Genomic DNA, 18,715 nt, shown 5'->3' on the forward strand with positions numbered 1-18,715 from the left:
CCGGTGAAGCGAGGCGATCCGGCTCAGGCCGAGATCGAGTTGCCCTTCGAGCCCAGCTGCGTGGTCGCCTCGACGACGCGGGCGGCCATGGCGGTCTCGGCGATCTTGCCCCAGGCGCGCGGGTCGTAGATCTTCTTGTTGCCGACCTCGCCATCCACCTTGAGGAAGCCGTCGTAGTTCTTCAGCACGGTGTCGGCGATCGAGCGGCTGTAGGCGTACTGCGTGTCGGTGTCGATGTTCATCTTGATGACGCCGTTGCGCACCGCCTCGGCGATCTCGGCGTCGGTGGAGCCCGATCCGCCGTGGAAGACGAGGTCGAGCGGCTTGGCGGCGGTGCCGTACTTGGCGGCGATGCCGGCCTGGATCTCGCCGAGCAGCTCGGGGCGCAGCTTCACGTTGCCGGGCTTGTAGACGCCGTGCACGTTGCCGAAGGTGAGGGCGGCGATCCAGCGGCCCTGGTCGCCGAGGCCGAGGGCCTCGACCGCCTGGGTCACGTCACCGAGGGTCGTGTAGAGGGCCTCGTTGCTGCCCTCGTGCTGCACGCCGTCCTCTTCGCCGCCGACGACGCCGATCTCGACCTCGAGGATCGCGTTGATCGCCTTCATGCGGGGGAGCAGCTGCTGTGCGATCTCGATGTTCTCCTGCAGCGGCACGGCCGAGCCGTCCCACATGTGCGACTGGAAGATCGGGTTGCGGCCGGCCTTGACCTCCTCCTCGCTGGCGGCGAGGAGCGGGAGCACGAAGCCGTCGAGGGCGTCCTTGGGGCAGTGGTCGGTGTGCAGCGCGACGGTCACGGGGTAGTTCTTGGCGACCTCGGTGACGTAGGCCGCGAAGGCGAGGGCACCCGAGGCGCGGGCCTTGACGGTCTGGCCGGCGAAGTAGTCGGCGCCGCCGGTCGTGACCTGGATGATGCCGTCGCTGCCGGCGTCGCTCAGGCCCTGGAGCACCGAGTTGATCGTCGACGACGACGACACGTTGATGGCGGGGAAGGCGTAGGAACCGGCCTTCGCCTTCTCGAGCATCTCGGCGTACTGGTCCGGGGTTGCCACGGGCATGGGGGATCTCCTTCGAAACACAGGCGGGTTCTCGCCAACTCTAGCCAGGCGGACCGTGCGTTCCGCGCGCCGGAGTTGACACGCGCATCCATCGAGCGCAATATGTGTGACCAGCAGATGGTCAGACCATCAAGCCACGAAGATCACTCAGGCGGCGCGGCCGTCTACAAAGGGGTAGCTCGGAATGAATCTCTTCCCGCTGATGCAGAAGCGCACCGCCGAATCCGGACCCATCCGGGTCGGCGTGATCGGCGCGGGCAAGTTCGCGTCGATGTTCCTGACGCAGGCCGTGAACAGCGACAACATCCACGTCGTCGGCGTCGCCGACATCAACGTGCCCAAGGCCAAGGGCGCCCTCGAGCGCACCGGCTGGCCGGCCGAGCGCTACTCCGCCGCGACCCTCGACGAGGCTGTGCGCACGGGCGGCACCGCCGTGATCGACAGCTCGGATGCGCTCATCACCCACCCGGCGGTCGAGGTCATCCTCGAGATCACCGGCAACCCCCTCGTCGGCACTTACCACGCGGTCACCGCCATCGACAACGGCAAGCACGTCGTCATGGTCAACGTCGAGGCCGACTGCATGGTCGGGCCGATCCTGCAGCGCCGCGCGCAGGCCGCCGGGGTCATCTACACGATGGCGTACGGCGACCAGCCGGCCCTGATCTGCGAGATGGTCGACTGGTGCCGCACCGTCGGCTTCACGCCCGTCGCTGCGGGCAAGGGCACCAAGTACCTGCCGGAGTACAACTACTCCACGCCCGACACGGTCTGGAACTACTACGGCTTCAGCGACGAGCAGCTGGCCTCGGGCGACTACAACCCGAAGATGTTCAACTCCTTCCTCGACGGCACGAAGTCGGCGATCGAGATGGCCGCCGTCGCGAACGGCACCGGCCTCATCCCGCAGGACGAGGGCCTGAATTTCACCCCTGCCGGCGTCGACGACCTGTCGACCCTGATCATCCCGAAGGCCGACGGCGGCACCCTGTCGCGCTCGGGCACGGTCGAGATCGTCTCGAGCCTGAACCGCGATGGCAGCGACGTCTTCCGCGACCTGCGCTGGGGCGTCTACGTCACCTTCGAGGCGCAGACCGACTACGCCGTGCAGTGCTTCGCCGAATACGGCGTCAAGACCGACCCCTCGGGCCGCTTCGGCGAGCTCTACCGCCCGTACCACATGATCGGGCTCGAGCTCGGGGTGTCGATCGCCGCCGCCGTGCTGCGCAATGAGGCCACGGGTGCCCCGACGGGGTTCCGCGGGGATGTCGTCACGACCGCCAAAAAGGACCTCAAGGCCGGCGAGACCCTCGACGGCGAAGGCGGCTACACCGTCTTCGGCAAGCTCGCGCCCGCCGCGACCTCGCTCGCCGTCAACGCGCTGCCGCTCGGCCTCGCCCACGGCGCCAAGCTCATCCGCGACGTGCCCAAAGACCGCACGGTCTCGTGGGACGACGTCGAGCTCGACGAGACCCAGTTCGCCGTGCAGATCCGCCGTCAGCTCGAGGCGGAGTTCCGCGCCGAGCACGCGGCGCTCGCCGGCTGACGCGACCCGCGGTCAGACCGTCAACAGGACACACCATGCCGCCTACGATGATCGCGACGGACGTCACCGCGGTGTCCGCTGTCGACACCCGGAAGGTGATGAACCATGGCGACCTCCGATGCCTGGGAGCCGGTGCAGCGTATGCGCACCTACGAGCAGGTCATGGCGCAGATCGAGGAGCGCATCCTCGACGGCCGGCTGAAGCCGGGGGATCACCTGCCGAGCGAGCGCGAGCTCGCCGTCGCCCTCGGGGTCTCCCGGCCCTCGCTGCGGGAATCGCTGCGAGTGCTCGAGGCGCTGGGCGTGGTGGATGTGCGCCGGGGCGGGGGAGCGGACGGCGGAGCCGTGCTGCTCTCCACCCCCGGCGAGGGCCTGGTGAACCTGCTCAAGCTGCAGTTCGCGCTCGGGCACTTCACCGCGACCGACGTGGTCGAGACGCGCCTGGCGCTCGAGACCTGGTCGTGCTCGGAGGCCGCCTATCGATCGACTGACGCCGACCACTCCGAACTCGCCGACATCCTCGACCGGATGGACGATCCCGATGTCACCGCGGCCGAGTTCAACCTGCTCGACGCGGCCTTCCACCAGCGGATCGCCGAATCGACCGGGAACGCCCTCACCGCCCAGGTGATGGGCAGCCTCCGCACCACCATCCACCGGCAGATGATCGAGGCCTACGCCCGACTCGCCGACTGGAAGACCACGGCCAAGACCGTGCGCGCCGAGCACCGCGACATCCTCGCCGCCATCGTCGCGAAGGACGCCGTCGGCGCCAGCCGGCAGGTGCAGGACCACATCAACAGCTTCTACAAGAACGGACAGATCGGCGGAGCGCCGAGCCCGGAATGACCCGGACGCGCTCCCGCCGAGGGAGCGCGATCCTCTCGCTCCCATATCGAAGGAGATATGGACGACCGATGACCACCACCACCGCCCCCGGGGGCACCTCCCAGGCCCGTGACGGGTCGCCCGACAAGCTGCGCACCGCGATCGGCAGCGCCGTCGGAACCACGATCGAGAACTACGACTTCCTGGCGTACGGCACCGCCGCCGCGCTCTACTTCGGAACCGATTTCTTCCCGTCGAGCGACCCGGTCGTCGGCGTGCTGCTCGGCTTCCTGACCTTCGGCATCGGCTTCGCCGTGCGCCCCATCGGCGGGCTCATCGGCGGCTACCTCGGCGACAAGATCGGCCGCAAGCCGGTGCTCGTCGGCGCGCTCATGGTCATGGGCATCTCGACCGTGCTGATCGGCGTGCTGCCGACCTACGCACAGGTCGGCCTGCTCGCCCCGCTGCTGCTCGGCTTCATCCGCGTCGTGCAGGGCCTCGCCTTCGGCGCCGAGTGGGGTGGCGCCATCCTCATGACCTTCGAGCACGCGCCGTGGAAGAAGCGCGGCCGCTACACCGCCATCCCGCAGGCCGGTGTGCCGTTCGGCGTGCTGCTCGCGAACGTCGTCTTCCTGCTCTCGTCGCAGCTCGACAGCGAGCTCGCCTGGCGTCTGCCGTTCCTGCTCAGCGCCGTGCTGATCATCGCCGGCATGATCATCCGCCTGAAGGTGTCGGAGAGCCCCGAGTTCGAGCACACCAAGGAGATGGGTCTCGTCGTCAAGAACCCGCTCTGGCAGGTCATCAAGAACGACTGGCGCACCGTGCTGCGCGTCATCGCGCTGCGCCTCGCCGAGTCGGGCGGCTTCTACGTGATCGTCACCTACATGCTGAGCTACCTCACCAGCGGCGACGACCCGATCACCGAGCGCTCGGTCGCGCTCACCGGACTCATCGCGGCCGCCGCGCTCGGCGTCGTGACGACGATCCTGTGGGGCACGCTGACCGATCGGATCGGGCGTCGCCCGGTCTACATCGTCGGCACGCTGCTGCTGATCGCCTTCGCGTTCCCGATGTTCCTGCTCGTGAACACCTCGGCGCCGTACCTCATCGTGTTCGTCTACATCGTCGCGATGTCGGTCATCCACGACATGCTCGCCGGCACCCAGGGCGCCTGGTTCTCGGAGCTGTTCAGCACCAACACCCGCGCGTCGGGCGCCTCGATCGGCTACCAGTTCTCGGCCGCGATCTCGGGCTTCATCCCGCTCATCGCGACCGCGGTCGCCGTCGTGCTCGGCTGGGGCGGCGTGGCCATCGTGTACGCGGCCTGCGGTGTGCTCGGCCTGCTCGGCGCCCTGCTGACCCGCGAGACGTGGGGCAAGCGCGAGCGCGCCGACGTCGACCGAGCGATCGCCGAGGTCAAGTAAGCATGGCGGCCGGGATGAAGACCATCGTGCTCGACGACGACCCCACCGGCACGCAGTCGGCCACCGATGCGGTGGTGCTGCTGCGCGGCGGAGTCGACGCCCTCGAGCAGGTGCTGCGCGAGCGCGACAGTGTGTACGTGCAGACCAACAGCCGCGCCCTCCACGAGGCGGATGCGGTCGAGCTGGTGCGCGGCATCCGCGCCGACGGCGAGGAGGCGGCCCGCCGTCTCGGCGCCGAGGTGCGGTTCGTGCTGCGCGGCGACTCGACCCTGCGCGGCCACGTGTTCGCCGAGACCGAGCAGTTCCTCGACGGCGACGCGGTGATGGTCTTCCTCCCGGCCTTCCCCGACGGCGGGCGCACGACCCGCGGGGGAGTGCACTTCGTGCGCATCGGCGACCAGGACCTTCCGGCGGCCGAGACCGAGTACGCCGACGACCCGGTGTTCCCCTTCGCCGACTCGGCGCTCGTCGACTACGTCGCGGCGAAGTCGGGGCGGGTCGCGCATCCAGTCGACCTGGAGGCGGTGCGCGCGGGCGGTGTCGTCGACGCGCTGCTCGCGGCGAAGCCGGGCGAGGTCGTGGTGCCGGATGCGGTCGACGCTGACGACATCCGCCACGTCGCCGCCGCGATCGCCGCGGCCGAGGCGCAGGGGGTGCGCGTCGTCGTGCGCTCGGCGTCGCCGCTCGCGGCCGAGCTGGCCGGGGTCGCGAGCTCGGGACTGCTGGCGACGCCGCTCATCCCGTCTCCCGCGCCGACCCTGCTCGTCTGCGGCTCGCACACCGCCGGCGCCACGGCGCAGCTCGCGCCGATCGTCGCCGCCTGGGGAGACCCGGCGGTCGTCGACACGGCGCTCGCGCTCGACGACCCCGCCGCCGCCGGGCGTGCGGCCGCCGAGCAGGCGGCCGACCACGTCGCCGACCGCGGCCTCGCGATCGTCACGACCGCGCGCATCCGCTCGAGCGAGCACGGCACGCTCGACCACGGCGAGAAGGTCATGGCCGCGCTCACGACCGCCGTACGGCAGCTGCTGCCGCAGGTCGAGGTCGTGATCTCGAAGGGCGGCATCACGAGCGCCGAGGTCGCCTCGACCGGGATCGGCGCCACCCGCGCCGTCGTGCTCGGCCAGGTGCTGCCCGGCGTCTCGGTCTGGCGGCTCACCGCCCACGACGGGCGCGAGCTGCTCTACGTCGTCGTGCCGGGCAACGTCGGCGGCCCCGACACGCTCGAGCGCGTCGTGCAGTCACTCGGACTGCGCACGTCCGTTCAGACCGCGTGAGGATCGGCCGGCGCGACAGCCGCCTTCGCTAGGCTGGCTGTCGCGCCGACGCCACCTCGGGCGCATCCCCTTATTGGTCCACCAACCACGAAACGGAGGATGCCCACGTGGTGACCACCGAGACGGGAACCCTGTTCCTGCACCCCGACCGCAACCTGGCTCTCGAGCTCGTCCGCGCGACCGAGGCCGCCGCCATCCGCGCCGTGCCGTTCATCGGGCGCGGCGACAAGAACGGCGCCGACGGCGCGGCCGTGGATGCGATGCGCAAATTCCTCGGCACCGTCAACTTCGACGGCGTCGTCGTCATCGGCGAGGGCGAGAAGGACGAGGCGCCGATGCTCTTCAACGGCGAGCACGTCGGCAACGGCCGCGGCCCCGCCTGCGACATCGCCGTCGACCCGATCGACGGCACCTCGCTCACCGCGTCGGGACGACGCAATGCGATCTCGATGATCGCCGCCGCCGACCGCGGCGCGATGCTGGATGCGCACACCGTGTTCTACATGGAGAAGATCGTCACCGGTCCGGAGGGGATCGGCGTCGTCGACCTGCGCCAGTCGGTCGCCGAGAACATCCAGAAGCTCGCGAAGGCGAAGGGCAAGCCGGTCAGCGAGATGTCGATCGGCATCCTCGACCGCCCGCGCCACGAGGGCCTGATCGAGGAGATCCGTGCGGCCGGGGCCGGCACGCGTCTGCTGCTCGACGGCGACGTCGCGGGCGGCATCGATGCAGCGAGCTACGAGGGTCGCCTCGACATGTGCATCGGCATCGGCGGCAGCCCCGAGGGCGTCGCGACCGCGTGCGCGATCAAGGCGCTCGGCGGCCTCATCCAGACCCGTCTCGCGCCGAAGACCGACGAGGAGAAGCAGAAGGGCCTGGATGCCGGCCTGAAGTTCGACCACGTCTACAGCGCCGACGAGCTCGTCAAGGGCGACAACACCTTCTTCGTCGCGACCGGCGTCACCGACGGCAACCTCGTCGGCGGCGTGCGCCGCAAGGGGCCGATCATCCGCACCGAGTCGATCGTGCTGCGGGCGCGCTCGGGCACCATCCGCCGCGTCACCGCCGACCACCTGGTCGAGAAGTGGCTCGATGAGGGCGAGTTCGCCGGGCTCTGAACCGGATCCGCCCGTGACGGGCGGGGAGGGGCTGTGCGCTGCGGCGTGCGGCCTCTTCGTCGTCGGTGGCGTCGTCGGCGGCGCCGGCGGTGGTGCAGCCGGTGATCACCGTGGCTGATGACTTCGCATCGAACCTTGTGAGTGAGCGCTCACTCACTTAGAGTTCTCGCGTGGTGCTGCCGGAGGGGTTCGTCGAGGTGCGGGTGCGGGCGCGCCCGATGGCGCCCGAGGATCGGCGCGACGCCATCATCGAGGCCGTCATCCCGCTGCTGCTCGAGCACGGGCGCGACGTCAGCACCAAGCGCATCGCCCAGGCCGCCGGCATCGCCGAGGGCACCGTGTTCCGGGCCTTCGGCGACAAGGAGAGCCTCATCCGGGCCGCCGTCGCCAAGCACTTCGACCCGCTGCCGCTGCGCACGCAGCTGCGCGGCATCGACCACGAGCTGCCGCTCGAGCCGAAGCTCGCGGCCGTGATCGGGCTGCTGCGCGACCGCATGACCGGCGTGATCCGACTGATGGCCGCGTTCGGCGGCCAGGCGCCCGGCGCGCCCGATCCGTCGACCGAGCGCGACCCCGACGAGGAGTGGATCGACATCCTCGCCGAACTCGTCGAGCGCGATCGCGACCGGCTCGCCGTCGGCATCCCCGAGCTCGCCTTCTACCTCCGCCTCGTCGCCTTCGGCGCGGCCGTCCCCCAGTTCAACGCACCTCACGAGTTCGGCTCGGCCGAGCTCGCCGCCTTCGTCGCCGGCGGCGTCCTCCACCACCACCCCGCGGGAGAACCCCGCACCGACGGATAGGGAACGACGTGCTCCTCCGGCTCCTCGCCCGCTTCCTCAAGCCCTACAGACCGCTGCTCATCGCGGTGATCGTGTTCCAGTTCGGCCAGTCCATCGCCTCGCTGTACCTGCCGAGCCTCAACGCCGAGATCATCGATGAGGGCGTCGCCAAGAACGACACCGGCTTCATCCTCTCGACCGGCGCGATCATGCTGCTCATCACGCTCGTGCAGGTCGCCTGCTCGATCGCCGCCGTCTACTTCGGCGCCCGCGCCGCGATGGCGGTCGGCCGCGACCTGCGCGGCGCCGTCTTCGAGCGGGTCGGCGTGTTCTCCGAGCGGGAGGTCGCCCACTTCGGCGCCCCGTCGCTCATCACCCGCACCACGAACGACGTGCAGCAGGTGCAGATGCTCGTGCTGATGAGCGCGACGCTGCTGGTCTCGGCGCCGATCCTCGCGATCGGCGGCGTGATCATGGCGCTGCGCGAGGATGTGCAGCTCAGCTGGATCATGGTCGTCGCCGTCCCGGTGCTGCTCATCGCCGTCAGCCTGATCGTGTCGCGCATGGTGCCCTGGTTCCGCCGCCAGCAGGATCGCCTCGACGGCATCAACCGGGTGCTGCGCGAGCAGTTGACCGGCATCCGCGTCGTGCGCGCCTTCGTGCGCGAGCCCATCGAGGTCGACCGCTTCAAGGATGCGAACGCGGCCGTCACGCAGGCCGCGCTGATGGCCGGGCGGTACTTCGCGCTGATGTTCCCGGTCGTCATGCTCGTGCTCAATCTGTCGAGCGTCGCCGTGCTGTGGTTCGGCGCGTACCGCATCGACGACGGCAGCCTGCAGGTCGGATCGCTCACGGCGTTCCTGCAGTACCTGCTGCAGATCCTCGGCGCCGTGATGATGGCGACGATGCTCGGCTTCCTGCTGCCGCGCGCGACGGTCTCGGCCGACCGCATCGGCGAGGTGCTCGAGACGCAGCCCTCGGTCGCGACACCCGCCGATCCGGTGCGCGAGACCGCCGGAACCGGCGACGTCGAGCTGCGGAACGCGACCTTCGCCTACCCCGGCGCCGATCAGCCGGTGCTGCGCTCGGTGTCGTTCACCGCCCGACGCGGCGAGACGACGGCGATCATCGGCTCGACCGGCTCGGGCAAGACGACGCTGATCGGGCTCCTGCCGCGCCTGTTCGACGTGACCGGCGGCGAGGTGCTCGTCGATGGCGTGGATGTGCGCCGCCTCGACCCCGATCTGCTCTGGGGCCGCATCGGACTGGTGCCACAGAAGGCGTACCTGTTCAGCGGCACGATCGCCTCGAACCTGCGCTACGGCAATCCCGAGGCGAGCGACGAGGAGCTGTGGACCGCGCTCGACATCGCGCAGGCCCGCGACTTCGTCGAGGAGCTGCCGGACGGGCTGGATGCGCCGATCGCCCAGGGCGGCACGAACGTCTCCGGCGGTCAGCGCCAGCGCCTCGCGATCGCGCGGGCGCTCGTGAAGCGGCCGGAGGTCTACGTGTTCGACGACTCCTTCTCGGCGCTCGACACGGCGACGGATGCGCGGCTGAGAGCCGCGCTCGATCGGAGCGTCGGCGATGCGACCCGCATCGTGGTCGCCCAGCGGGTGTCGACGATCGTCGACGCCGATCAGATCCTCGTGCTCGACGACGGAGAGATCGTCGGGCGCGGAACCCACGACGAGCTGCTGCAGACCTCGGAGGAGTACGCCGAGATCGTGGCCAGCCAGCTCACGGCGGAGGAGGCGGCATGAGCGACGCGACGAAGTCCACGGGCGACGACACGAGCTCGCGTCCCGCGGCCGCGCCGCCGCGGCGCGGTCCCGGCGGCGGGGGAGGCCCCTTCGGCGGTCCCGGCCTGCCGGCCGAGAAGAGCGCCGACTTCCGCGGCTCGGCGCTGCGCCTGCTCGGCACGCTGCGCCCCGACCGCGTCGGCCTCATCGGCGTGCTGGTGCTCGGCGTGGTCAGCGTCATCCTCTCGGTGCTCGGGCCGAAGGTGCTCGGCGAGGCGACGAACGTCATCTTCGCGGGCGTCATCGGCAAGGGGCTGCCCGACGGGCTGTCGAAGCAGCAGGTCGTCGACGGCCTCGTGAAGGACGGCGACACCGCGCGCGCCGACATGATCCGCGGGCTGGACGTCGTGCCCGGCCAGGGCATCGACTTCTCGGCCCTGCAGCTCGTGCTCGGCATCGTGCTGGCGCTCTACGTGCTGTCGTCGGTGTTCGGCTGGCTGCAGAGCTACGTGCTCAACGGCATCATCCAGCGCACCGTGTACCGCCTGCGCGAGCAGATCGAGCAGAAGATCCACCGCCTGCCGCTGTCGTACTTCGACAAGCAGCCGCGCGGCGAGCTGCTCAGCCGCGTCACGAACGACATCGACAACATCTCGCAGACCCTGTCGCAGACGATCAGCCAGGCGATCACCTCGCTGCTCACCGTCGTCGGCGTCGTCGTGATGATGTTCGTCATCTCGCCGTGGCTCGCGCTCATCGCGCTCGTCACGATCCCGCTCACGCTGGTCGTGACGACGCTGATCGCGAAGCGCTCGCAGAAGCTCTTCGTCGCGCAGTGGAAGCACACGGGCGAACTCAATGCGCAGATCGAGGAGGGCTACAGCGGCCACGCGCTCGTGAAGGTCTTCGGTCGGCACAAGGAGGTCGAGCAGCGCTTCGGCGAGAAGAACGAGGAGCTGTTCAAGGCCAGCTTCGGCGCCCAGTTCGTCAGCGGCATCATCATGCCCGCGATGATGTTCATCGGGAACCTGGTCTACGTCGCGATCGCCGTCGTCGGCGGGCTCCTGGTCGCGAACGGCTCGATGCGGCTCGGCGACGTGCAGGCCTTCATCCAGTACGCGCGCCAGTTCACCCAGCCGCTGTCGCAGCTCGGCTCGATGGTCAACGTGCTGCAGTCGGGCGTCGCCAGCGCCGAGCGCGTCTTCGAGCTGCTGGATGCCGACGAGCAGAGCCCCGACCCGGCGACGCCCGAGCGCCCGGCCGGTCGCGGCGGCCGCCTCGCCTTCGAGCGCGTCGACTTCGACTACGTGCCCGACAAGCCGCTCATCCGCGACCTCACGCTCGTCGCCGAGCCCGGCCAGACGATCGCGATCGTCGGACCGACCGGGGCCGGCAAGACGACGCTGGTGAACCTGATCATGCGCTTCTACGAGCCGCAGTCGGGGCGCATCACGCTCGACGGCGCCGACATCGCCGCGATGTCGCGGGCCGATCTGCGCTCGCGCACCGGCATGGTGCTGCAGGACACGTGGCTCTTCGCCGGCACGATCCGCGACAACATCGCGTACGGCCGCCCGGGCGCGTCGGAGGAGGAGATCCTCGACGCCGCGCAGGCGAGCTTCGTCGACCGCTTCGTGCACTCGCTGCCCGAGGGCTATGACACGGTGCTCGACGACGAGGCGTCGAACATCAGCGCCGGCGAGAAGCAGCTGCTCACGATCGCGCGGGCGTTCCTGGCCCGGCCGAGCGTGCTGATCCTCGACGAGGCCACCAGCTCGGTCGACACCCGGACCGAGCTGCTCGTGCAGCGGGCGATGGCCGAGCTGCGGCGCGACCGCACGAGCTTCGTGATCGCGCACCGGCTGTCGACGATCCGGGATGCCGACCTCATCCTCGTCATGGAGAAGGGCTCCATCGTCGAGCAGGGCACGCACGCCCAGCTGCTCGAGCAGGGCGGCGCGTATGCGCGGCTTTACCAGGCCCAGTTCGCGGCGCCGGTGGACGAGAGCCAGGACGAGCCGATGCCGGACGCTGGTCAGGGCGCTCTGGTCGGCGCTGCGGTCGGCGCGCCGGCATCGCTCGGTACCGAGAGCGGAGCGATCCCGCTCGGCGGACCAGGCGCCGAGGGAGCGCCGGTCGCGTCGAGCGCACTCGGCGCTCCGGTGGTGCCGCCGGCCGCGACGGAGGCTGAACCGCCGTCGCCGAGCCGGCCGGGAGCGGAAGGCGGTCAGGACTCGACACGGTCCTGACGCGAACGGCGGGGAGGGTCAGGCGGACTGCCGGCTCTCCCCGTCGCTACTCGCGCGCGCGGCGTGCTCGGACTCGGCGTCGGCGTCGTCGGCGTGGGAGTCGGCTCCGGCGTTGAGTCCCGCGCGGTCGGGGTCGGGCTCGTCGACCCGGTCGAGCGTCGCATCCAGGGCATCGAGCTCGTGGGCGAGCGTCTCGGTCAGCTCGGGAGCGGAGAGCGTGCTCGGCCGCTCGTCGAGCGTCTTCGGCTCGCCGATGACCTTGCCCTCGTCGAGCGCATCGAGCTTGCGGGCCGTGACGAGCACGCGGCTCTCGAGCGACGCGGCGAAGCGGTTGTAGCTCGTGACGGTCGAGGCGATCGATCGTCCGAGCTTGTCGGCGTAGTCGGAGAGGGTCGCGAGCCGGCCGTAGAGCTCCTTGCTGAGGTCGAAGAGGCGCTTCGCGTCGTCGGTCAGCACGTCCTGCTGCCAGGTGAAGGCGACCGTCTTCAGCACCGCCCAGAGGTTGACCGGGCTGGCGAGGGCGATGCGCTTGCCGAAGGCGTACTCGAGCAGGGTCGCGTCGTGCTCGAGCGCCGCGGCGAGCAGCGACTCGCTCGGGATGAACGCGACCGTGAACTCCGGGCTCGCGTCGAGGCCCGTCCAGTAGCTCTTGCGGGCCAGCGCATCCACGTGGGCGCGCACCTGCTTGGCGTGCTGGTCCAGCAGGCTCGCTCGGCGGGCCTCCTCCTCACCGGTCGCCGTCGCGGGGATGCTCGACGCCTCGAGGTAGCTGTTGTAGGGAACCTTCGCATCGACCGCGATCGACTTGCCGCCGGGCAGGTGCACGACCATGTCGGGTCGACCGGCGCCGTGCTCGGAGGTGATCGACGACTGCAGCTGGAAGTCCACGCGGTTCGTGAGACCCGCGGCCTCGACGACGTTGCGCAGCTGCGTCTCGCCCCACACGCCACGGGTCGCGTTGTTGCGCAGCGCCGAGGCGAGCGACTCGGCCGTGGCCCGCAGCCGCTCCTCCGAGTCGACGGCGCTCTTCAGCTGCTCGCTGAGCTGCCCGTGCTGCTCGCTGCGCTGGGTCTCGAGCTCGACCACCTTCGCCTGCATCAGGCGCAGCGACTCCTGCACCGGGCTCAGCGCCTGCAGCACCTTGCTCTCGGCGGCGGAATCCTTCTGGTCGCGCTGGATGCGCTCGCGCCGATCGGTCTCGCTGCGCTCCATGAGGTCGCGGTAGAGCTCCTGCTGCCCGGCGAGCTGCTCGCGGGCTCCGGCGAGAGCCGACTGCACTCCGGAGAGCTGTGCGGCGAGCTCGCCCTGGCGGGCGGCCTGCTCGGCGCGCACCGCATCCAGTTCGCGCGCGTGCCGCTCGGCGACGAGGCGCGGGTCGTCGATCGCCGTGCCGGCGGCATCCGCGCCCGCGCCGCCGCGCCGCGATCGCAGAAGCAGCACGGCGGCGACCCCGCCGACGACGAGGCCGAGCACGAGTCCGATCAGCAGCGAGAGCGCGTCCATGCCGTCAGTGTGACCGCGACCGCCGACATCCCACGCCGGTGACGCGCGACGACCATCAGACCGACAGCGGCGGCGGCGCCCATCCGCCCGCCGACATCGGCGCGACACGGAGCGCCTGGGCTGCCGCGCTGCGCGCATCGGCGGCGCGCGTCGCGGCCACGTCGACCGCGGGCTTCGGTGCCGTCGATGAGACGCGCACCCCGGCGGCGGCGGCGAGCGCGCGCAGGTCGTCGGCGCCCCACCGGCGGGCGGCGTCGATCATGATCGCCGCGCACGCCTCCGAGTCGGCGATCGCGTCGTGGTGGTTGAAGTCGTCGAATCCCGCGGCCCGCGCCGCCGACGGCAGCCGGTAGCTGTCGAGCTCGTAGCTCTTGCGGGCGACCTGCAGGCTGCAGACGTAGTCGATCGCGGGATGCTCGACCAGGCTCGCGGCGCACGCGCCCTTGATCACGCCCATGTCGAATCCGGCGTTGTGGGCGACCATCATGTCGCCGCCGGCGAAGGCCATGAGGTCGGGCAGCTGCTCGACCCACAGCGGGGCATCGACGACATCCGCCTGCATGATGCCGTGGATGCGCACGTTCCACTCGACGAAGTGGTCGTGCCCGGCCGGCGGGCGGATGAGCCACCCGGCCTTGTCGACGACGCGGCCGTCGCGCACCTTCACCAGGCCGACCGAGCAGGCGCTCGCCGACGACGAGTTGGCGGTCTCGAAGTCGATCGCGGTGAAGTCCACTGGCACGCCCCGATGGTCACACGGAGCACCGACGCTCGCGGGAACACACGCCGTTCACGCGCTCGTTGCGCCCCGTTCCGCGGGCGACACGCCGGGCGGCGGGCCGCGGCCGTCGGGCGTAGCGTGGCCGCATGAGCGAGCGGGATGCGCGGGCCCTGTCCTTCGGAGCGGCGACGGGGGAGTACGAGCGGGCGCGGCCCGGCTACCCCGACGAGATCGTCGACGCCGTGCTCGCGGGAGACCCGAGCGACGTGCTCGATCTCGGCGCCGGCACGGGCAAGCTGACCCGCGCGCTCGCCGTACGCGGTCTGCGGGTCAGCGCCGTCGACCCCGACCCGGCGATGCTCGCCGCACTCGCCGAGCGCTCGCCCGACATCCCCGTCGCCGAGGGCACGGCCGAGAGCATCCCGTTCCCCGATGCGGCTTTCGACCTGGTGACGGTCGCGCAGGCCTGGCACTGGGTGGATGCGCCGCGCGCTTTCGCCGAGGTCGCGCGCGTGCTGCGCCCCGGCGGCGCGCTCGCCCTCGTCTGGAACGAGCGCGACGAGCGCGATTCGTGGAACCGCCGCTTCGGCGAGATCGCGGAGCGCTCGGGCGCTGAGGTATTCCTCGACGAGCCGGTCGAGTTCGCACCGCCGTTCGACGAGCCGGTCACGACCTGGGTCGACTGGAGCCGCGAGCTCGCTCGCGAGCAGGTGCTCGACCTGGTGCGCTCGCGCAGCGCCTGGCTCGTGCGCGATGAGGACGGTCGCGCGGAGATGGAGCGGGGGATCCGCGAGCTGCTCGATTCGGATGCTGACAGCACCGCCGCCGGCCGCTGGGTCATGCCGATGCGCACGGTCGCGTTCGTCGCGCGGCGCGACTGAGGCGATCAAGCGATCGAGGCGGCTGAACCGCCGGAGCGCGCCGCGCATCCACCCGCCGTCGGCCACGCCCTGGCGCCGCCGGTAGGCTGACCTCCCGTGGCTCTCACCATCGGCATCGTCGGACTCCCCAACGTGGGCAAGTCGACCCTCTTCAACGCCCTCACCAAGAACACCGTGCTCGCGGCGAACTACCCGTTCGCGACGATCGAGCCGAACGTCGGGATCGTGAACCTGCCCGACGAGCGCCTGAACGTGCTGGCCGGCGTCTTCGCGAGCGAGCGGATCGTGCCCGCGACGGTGTCGTTCGTCGACATCGCCGGCATCGTGAAGGGCGCGAGCGAGGGCGAAGGGCTGGGCAACCAGTTCCTCGCGAACATCCGCGAGGCGGATGCGATCGCGCAGGTCGTGCGCGCCTTCACCGACGACGACGTCGTGCACGTCGCCGGTGCCGTCGACCCCTCGGGCGACCTCGAGACCATCAACACCGAGCTGATGCTCGCCGACCTGCAGACGCTCGAGAAGGCGGTGACGCGCCTCGAGAAGGAGGTGCGCGGCAAGAAGGCCGACCCAGCTGTGCTCGCCGCCGCCGTCGAGGCGCAGAAGGCGCTCGGCGAGGGCACCCCGCTGTCGCAGGTCAAGGGCCTCGAGCTCGGCCTGCTCAAGGAGCTCGGCCTGCTCACCGCCAAGCCGGTCATCTACGTCTTCAACGTCGACGAGGGCATCCTCACCGACACGGCGAAGACGGATGCGCTCGCCGCGATCGTCGCGCCCGCCCAGGCCGTCTTCCTCGACGCGAAGATCGAGTCGGAGCTCATCGACCTCGACCCCGAGGACGCGGCCGAGCTGCTCGCCTCCACCGGCCAGACCGAGTCGGGCCTCGACCAGCTGGCCCGCATCGGCTTCGACACCCTCGGCCTGCAGACCTACCTCACCGCCGGCCCCAAGGAGTCGCGCGCCTGGACCATCGGCAAGGGCTGGAAGGCCCCGCAGGCCGCCGGCGTCATCCACACCGACTTCGAGACGGGCTTCATCAAGGCGGAGGTGATCGGCTTCGACGACCTCGTCGCCGCCGGATCCGTCGCGGATGCCCGCTCGGCCGGCAAGGCTCGCATCGAGGGCAAGGACTACGTCATGCAGGACGGCGACGTGGTGGAGTTCCGCTTCAACGTGTGAGTTCCTCGCGTTCGGGCGGTAGCCTCGTGCCGTGTCGCTGCGTCGTCCCGCATCCAGGAGTCCTCACGGAACCGACGCCGAGCGAGAGCTGATCGCTGACGCGGACGTGGTCGCGTACTACGACGAGACGCGCTGGGCGGCCATGGAGCCAACGATCCGACGCACGATGCACAAGCAAGGTGTGCTGTCGATCGTCCTCGGCGCTCTGCTCGCACTCATCTGGGTCGGGCCTCTCGTCGCTCTCATGGCAATCGACGGCCGTCCCGACATGAGGCTGTCCCTCCTCGCGATCGTGATCCTCGTGCTGCTTGCGGTGCTCGTCGTGGCGGGCGTGCGACAGATCTGCCGGCGACTGCGCAGGCCCGAATTCGCTATGGCGATCACCTCCACGTCCGTGCTCTTCCCCGAGATCGAGCGTCCGTCGGCGTTCCTGCCGCCGATCGGCGCCGAAGAGTGGGAGCGCGAGGGAACGCACGCCGAGCTCATCCCGGCATCGGGTCGCCTGCAGCCGGCGCGCGTCGAGTTCACCTGGCAGGACGGCCACAAGCGCCGCCGCCGCTCGGCGGCCGCCGACTCCATCGACGTCGAACCCCGTGTCATCGTCGAAGCGCTGGCCGATTCGCCGACGTGCTAGCGCCCGCGGCCACCGACGGCGATCCGTCGCCGATCAGCGGATGACGCGGTAGCGCTGGTGCGTCTCGCTCGCGAAGGCGGACGTCTCGAGTCGCTCCAGCTCGATCCGCTCGCCGAGGCCGGCGAAGAGCGAGATGCCGCCGCCGAGCAGCACCGGCGCGACGTCGAGGTGGATCTCGTCGACGAGGCCCAGCTGCAGGCACTGACGCGAGATGCTCCCGCCGAGCAAACTGACCCAGCGGTCACCGGCTGCGAGCGACGCCCGGTCGACGGCGTCGACGATGCTGTCCTGCACGAAGGTGTAGGTGATCCCGTCCCGCTCGATCGGGTCGTGGGCGTCGTGCGTCATGAGGAAGACCGGCACCTTCAGCATCCCGCCGTAGGGGATCTCGCCGTCGTCGATCGTGCGGGTCTTGTTGGCGCCGCCGACCACGGCTCCGATCCGATCCATGACCCGCTGCACGACCAGATCGTCGTCGGGGGCCGAGGGACGGCCGAACATCCAGTCGACCCCGCCGTCGGCCTCGGCGAGGAAGCCGTCGAGCGTGATGGTGGCGTGGATGATCACCGTGGCCATGCTGTTCTCCTCTGCGAGCGCTGAGTCGTGAACGCGTGTCTTCCGACGGTAGCTGCGATCCGGCCGGAGCGGAGGCCGGAGATCGCTCGGACATGCGATCCTGCCGTGATGCCCGCTCCCGAACCGCATGAGCACTTCGGCGTCTACGGGGCGTGGCTGCAGGACGGCCGGCTCGTGACGATCGAGAAGGTGCGCGGGCCCTACACGGGCTGGCTCGATCTGCCGGGAGGAGCGCCCGAGGCGGGGGAGTGTCGGGAGCAGACGCTGGCGCGCGAGCTGGATGAGGAGTGCGGCGCCGCCGTGCGCTCGGTGCTCGAATGGCATCCCTTCGAGTTCCGGGTCGAACTCGCGAGCGACAGGAGGAGGCCGATCGACTTCCGCCACCGCGGGCTCATCGCACTCGTCGACGCGCTGGGGCCAGTGCGTCCGGTCGAGAGCGTTGAGGATGTCGCGAGGGTCGTGCTGCTCGATCTCGGATCCGATCGCCCGGTCAGTCCGCCGGTCAGTCTCGCCCAAGAGCTCCTCGCGCGCCGCTTGGAGTGAGTCGGGACGGCGGATGGACATTCGTCGAGATCTGCGGAGCGTCGAGCGGTTCGCGGCTGGCGGTCCGACGGCTCTCGGGTCGATGCTGTGGGCGTGACCGGCACGAAGAAGATCCGTCGCAAGCTCGAGGCCGGCATCGGCGCCGAACGAATGGTCCGCGTAGAACGCGACCTGCGGCACGCGGGTCGCATCGACGGCTTCGTGCTCGCCGTCGGCACCGAATGGGTGCTGCTCGCCGCGACCGGTGACGGAGGTCGCCCCGACGGAGTCATCGCGGTGCGCATCCGTGACATCACCGGCGTCGAATGGGATACGAGCTTCGAGTCGCGGTTCGCGCGGACTCTGCCGAGCTGGCCGCCGACCGCCCCGGGCGAGCCGGGCCTCGACTCCACGTCGGAGGTGCTCGCGTACCTCGGCGATCATCACGCGCCGATCGGCATCGAGAAGGAGACTGAGCGGAGGGCGCTGTGGATCGGCGCCATCGAGTCGATCGATCGCAAGCACGTCTGGCTCGACGAGGCGCTGCCCGACGCGAGTTGGAGGGGCCCGCTCGGGTACAGGCTGAAGCGGATCACCTCGGTGCACGCGGGAGGCCGCTACCTGGCGGCGCTCGCGGTCGTCGCTGGGCAGATCCCGCCGCGGCTCGCTGCGCGCTGACACCCTGAT

General features: G+C 70.5%; 17 protein-coding genes. 13 read left to right on the forward strand and 4 right to left on the reverse strand.

Annotated elements, in window-relative coordinates:
- Positions 1 to 23: 23 nt before the first annotated feature.
- Entirely contained in the window at positions 24 to 1,055 is a 1,032-nt protein-coding gene (gene fbaA, locus BJ979_RS10390; RefSeq protein WP_179567643.1) for a class II fructose-bisphosphate aldolase, read from the reverse strand.
- 184 nt (positions 1,056 to 1,239) lie between these two features.
- On the opposite strand from fbaA, the gene BJ979_RS10395 reads away from it, so the two are divergent.
- The 8 genes from BJ979_RS10395 (at position 1,240) to BJ979_RS10430 (ending at position 12,018) form a co-directional block, all read left to right on the forward strand.
- Positions 1,240 to 2,601: an NAD(P)H-dependent oxidoreductase gene (locus tag BJ979_RS10395; RefSeq protein WP_179567645.1), complete on the forward strand. Its 1,362-nt coding sequence runs from the start codon at positions 1,240 to 1,242 to the stop codon at positions 2,599 to 2,601.
- Positions 2,602 to 2,706: 105 nt separating this feature from the next.
- On the forward strand, positions 2,707 to 3,450 hold the full coding sequence (locus BJ979_RS10400) for a FadR/GntR family transcriptional regulator (RefSeq protein WP_179567647.1): 744 nt from the start codon (positions 2,707 to 2,709) through the stop codon (positions 3,448 to 3,450).
- A gap of 68 nt (positions 3,451 to 3,518) precedes the next feature.
- Positions 3,519 to 4,853 carry an MFS transporter gene (locus BJ979_RS10405; protein WP_179567649.1) on the forward strand — a complete coding sequence of 445 codons (1,335 nt, stop codon included), beginning with the start codon at positions 3,519 to 3,521 and terminating at the stop codon, positions 4,851 to 4,853.
- Positions 4,854 to 4,867: 14 nt separating this feature from the next.
- On the forward strand, positions 4,868 to 6,130 hold the full coding sequence (locus tag BJ979_RS10410) for a four-carbon acid sugar kinase family protein (protein WP_179567651.1): 1,263 nt from the start codon (positions 4,868 to 4,870) through the stop codon (positions 6,128 to 6,130).
- 110 nt (positions 6,131 to 6,240) lie between these two features.
- On the forward strand, positions 6,241 to 7,248 hold the full coding sequence (glpX, locus tag BJ979_RS10415; RefSeq protein ID WP_179570238.1) for a class II fructose-bisphosphatase: 1,008 nt from the start codon (positions 6,241 to 6,243) through the stop codon (positions 7,246 to 7,248).
- A gap of 170 nt (positions 7,249 to 7,418) precedes the next feature.
- On the forward strand, positions 7,419 to 8,048 hold the full coding sequence (locus BJ979_RS10420) for a TetR family transcriptional regulator (protein ID WP_218853480.1): 630 nt from the start codon (positions 7,419 to 7,421) through the stop codon (positions 8,046 to 8,048).
- 8 nt (positions 8,049 to 8,056) lie between these two features.
- Entirely contained in the window at positions 8,057 to 9,790 is a 1,734-nt protein-coding gene (locus tag BJ979_RS10425) for an ABC transporter ATP-binding protein (RefSeq protein ID WP_179567653.1), read from the forward strand.
- A complete protein-coding gene (locus tag BJ979_RS10430) occupies positions 9,787 to 12,018 on the forward strand; it encodes an ABC transporter ATP-binding protein (RefSeq protein WP_179567655.1) in 2,232 nt (743 codons plus the stop codon). The genes BJ979_RS10425 and BJ979_RS10430 overlap by 4 nt, the downstream gene beginning before the upstream one ends.
- A gap of 18 nt (positions 12,019 to 12,036) precedes the next feature.
- Here BJ979_RS10430 and BJ979_RS10435 read toward each other — a convergent pair whose 3' ends face one another.
- The gene (locus BJ979_RS10435; RefSeq protein ID WP_246286744.1) at positions 12,037 to 13,521 is read right to left on the reverse strand and encodes a DNA recombination protein RmuC; all 1,485 of its coding nucleotides are present in this window, start codon (positions 13,519 to 13,521) and stop codon (positions 12,037 to 12,039) included.
- A gap of 55 nt (positions 13,522 to 13,576) precedes the next feature.
- Positions 13,577 to 14,263 (reverse strand): exonuclease domain-containing protein, encoded by a 687-nt coding sequence (locus BJ979_RS10440; RefSeq protein WP_179567657.1) that lies wholly within the window; start codon positions 14,261 to 14,263, stop codon positions 13,577 to 13,579.
- A 125-nt stretch (positions 14,264 to 14,388) separates the two neighbouring features.
- On the opposite strand from BJ979_RS10440, the gene BJ979_RS10445 reads away from it, so the two are divergent.
- The 3 genes from BJ979_RS10445 (at position 14,389) to BJ979_RS10455 (ending at position 16,930) form a co-directional block, all read left to right on the forward strand.
- On the forward strand, positions 14,389 to 15,123 hold the full coding sequence (locus BJ979_RS10445; RefSeq protein WP_179567659.1) for a class I SAM-dependent methyltransferase: 735 nt from the start codon (positions 14,389 to 14,391) through the stop codon (positions 15,121 to 15,123).
- A 96-nt stretch (positions 15,124 to 15,219) separates the two neighbouring features.
- Positions 15,220 to 16,296 carry a redox-regulated ATPase YchF gene (gene ychF, locus BJ979_RS10450; protein ID WP_179567661.1) on the forward strand — a complete coding sequence of 359 codons (1,077 nt, stop codon included), beginning with the start codon at positions 15,220 to 15,222 and terminating at the stop codon, positions 16,294 to 16,296.
- A 106-nt stretch (positions 16,297 to 16,402) separates the two neighbouring features.
- Positions 16,403 to 16,930 (forward strand): hypothetical protein, encoded by a 528-nt coding sequence (locus BJ979_RS10455; RefSeq protein ID WP_179567663.1) that lies wholly within the window; start codon positions 16,403 to 16,405, stop codon positions 16,928 to 16,930.
- Positions 16,931 to 16,963: 33 nt separating this feature from the next.
- Here the strand turns inward: BJ979_RS10455 and BJ979_RS10460 are convergent, their stop codons facing one another.
- The gene (locus BJ979_RS10460; RefSeq protein ID WP_179567665.1) at positions 16,964 to 17,506 is read right to left on the reverse strand and encodes a dihydrofolate reductase family protein; all 543 of its coding nucleotides are present in this window, start codon (positions 17,504 to 17,506) and stop codon (positions 16,964 to 16,966) included.
- A gap of 108 nt (positions 17,507 to 17,614) precedes the next feature.
- On the opposite strand from BJ979_RS10460, the gene BJ979_RS10465 reads away from it, so the two are divergent.
- Positions 17,615 to 18,049, forward strand: coding sequence for an NUDIX domain-containing protein (locus tag BJ979_RS10465; protein WP_179567667.1), 435 nt, complete (start codon positions 17,615 to 17,617; stop codon positions 18,047 to 18,049).
- 93 nt (positions 18,050 to 18,142) lie between these two features.
- The gene (locus BJ979_RS10470) at positions 18,143 to 18,706 is read left to right on the forward strand and encodes a hypothetical protein (protein WP_179567669.1); all 564 of its coding nucleotides are present in this window, start codon (positions 18,143 to 18,145) and stop codon (positions 18,704 to 18,706) included.
- Positions 18,707 to 18,715: the final 9 nt, after the last annotated feature.

This window comes from Schumannella luteola, from assembly GCF_013408685.1.
Taxonomy (GTDB): domain Bacteria; phylum Actinomycetota; class Actinomycetes; order Actinomycetales; family Microbacteriaceae; genus Schumannella; species Schumannella luteola.

What these genes read in the sequence shown, in the direction of transcription:
- fbaA (WP_179567643.1), bottom strand. Translation starts at nt 1,055, where the DNA reads ATGCCCGTGGCAACCCCGGACCAGTACGCCGAGATGCTCGAGAAGGCG.
- BJ979_RS10395 (WP_179567645.1), top strand. Translation starts at nt 1,240, where the DNA reads ATGAATCTCTTCCCGCTGATGCAGAAGCGCACCGCCGAATCCGGACCC.
- BJ979_RS10400 (WP_179567647.1), top strand. Translation starts at nt 2,707, where the DNA reads ATGGCGACCTCCGATGCCTGGGAGCCGGTGCAGCGTATGCGCACCTAC.
- BJ979_RS10405 (WP_179567649.1), top strand. Translation starts at nt 3,519, where the DNA reads ATGACCACCACCACCGCCCCCGGGGGCACCTCCCAGGCCCGTGACGGG.
- BJ979_RS10410 (WP_179567651.1), top strand. Translation starts at nt 4,868, where the DNA reads ATGAAGACCATCGTGCTCGACGACGACCCCACCGGCACGCAGTCGGCC.
- BJ979_RS10430 (WP_179567655.1), top strand. Translation starts at nt 9,787, where the DNA reads ATGAGCGACGCGACGAAGTCCACGGGCGACGACACGAGCTCGCGTCCC.
- BJ979_RS10435 (WP_246286744.1), bottom strand. Translation starts at nt 13,521, where the DNA reads ATGGACGCGCTCTCGCTGCTGATCGGACTCGTGCTCGGCCTCGTCGTC.
- BJ979_RS10445 (WP_179567659.1), top strand. Translation starts at nt 14,389, where the DNA reads ATGAGCGAGCGGGATGCGCGGGCCCTGTCCTTCGGAGCGGCGACGGGG.
- BJ979_RS10460 (WP_179567665.1), bottom strand. Translation starts at nt 17,506, where the DNA reads ATGGCCACGGTGATCATCCACGCCACCATCACGCTCGACGGCTTCCTC.
- BJ979_RS10465 (WP_179567667.1), top strand. Translation starts at nt 17,615, where the DNA reads ATGCCCGCTCCCGAACCGCATGAGCACTTCGGCGTCTACGGGGCGTGG.